Annotated in this window: 2 protein-coding genes; one reads left to right on the top strand and one right to left on the bottom strand. The window is 62.3% G+C overall.

The window, feature by feature from the left end:
* On the top strand, nucleotides 1-283 hold a 283-nt coding region (locus ACP7AJ_RS21220), incomplete at its 5' end, for a DUF1259 domain-containing protein (RefSeq protein WP_426062235.1).
* Nucleotides 284-353: 70 nt separating this feature from the next.
* On the opposite strand, the gene ACP7AJ_RS21215 is transcribed toward ACP7AJ_RS21220, so the two are convergent.
* Nucleotides 354-1,093 (bottom strand): DUF5916 domain-containing protein (locus ACP7AJ_RS21215; RefSeq protein ID WP_426062234.1); only part of this gene is annotated, 740 nt, incomplete at its 5' end.

Genomic DNA, 1,093 nt, shown 5'->3' with positions numbered 1-1,093 from the left:
GATTTCCTGGGCCGCGTTTGCCGGCAAGCAGGCCGACAGCCACATTGCCGGCGACATTGCCATGCTCGAAGCCGAAGTAAACCCGGTCATTAAGGCCCTGCGAGCGCATAACCTGGAAGTGGTGGCCGTGCACAATCACATGCTGTTTGACCAGCCCCGCATGATGTTTCTGCACTACTACGGCCGGGGGCCGGCGGCGCAACTAGCCCAAGGCTTCCGCGCGGCGCTGGACCAGCTGGGCAAAGTCAAAGGCAATGCGCAGAGAATGCCGATGAAGCATTAGGCCCGTTAGGCGGCAGGAATTTGCCAAGCTGGGGGTTCGTTTACAAAAACAGTCCGACAAGCGGCCTGCGCTACTCCGCCGGGTGACGGCGCTGGAGCATCAGGTAATCCAGGTAGTAAAACAGCTTCACGGACACCGCGTTGTTATGCGCCGTGTTTAGCGTGTTGTTTAAATTGGCGAAGTAGCGTGGCGTCGCCTCTTCGGCCTGCAAAAAGCGCGTCCCCGCGTTTTTCCAGACAATGCTCAGCTGCGAGCCGGGCGCAAACCACCACGAGAAGACGGCGTCCACATTGAAGGCGTTGAACGTATTGTCCCGGTTGCGCCGGTAGGCCACCGGCTCTTCTTGGCCCTGTTCACCCAGGCGCGAAAAGTCGCGGTACTGCACGCTGCTTACGTAATGGCGGGTGCGCACGGTCAGCGACATGCGGTTGGTGAACGTGTAGTTGCCCGACACGGTATTGGTCACCGTGGACACCCGGCGGCGACCTAAAATCACCTGGCCCAGAAAGGCTGTGTCCAGGGGCTCGGCGCGGCTGAGCCCCCCGGCGTAGCCAATCTGGTTGTGGCGCACCTGCCAGTCGGCGCTGTAGCGGAAGTTGAGCTGGTTGCTCACACGGTAACGTGGACTCACCGTCACCCCGAAGTCGCGGCGATTCGTCCGGCCCGGCTCCCGGGCAAAAAAGCGGTGGCCCAGGTTGACGTCCAGGGCCAGGGGCCGGCGGTAGTCCGAAGAAAGGTGAAACCCTTGCCCCACCGAGGTCGGCACCTGCACGTACACGCGCCCGAACTGCGTCCGGCCCACCCGCGGCT

Origin of the sequence: Hymenobacter sp. B1770, assembly GCF_049896385.1 — a bacterium.
Lineage (GTDB): Bacteria > Bacteroidota > Bacteroidia > Cytophagales > Hymenobacteraceae > Hymenobacter.
Note: the sequence above shows the minus strand (reverse complement) of the source record. Positions and strands in the feature narration are given on the sequence as shown.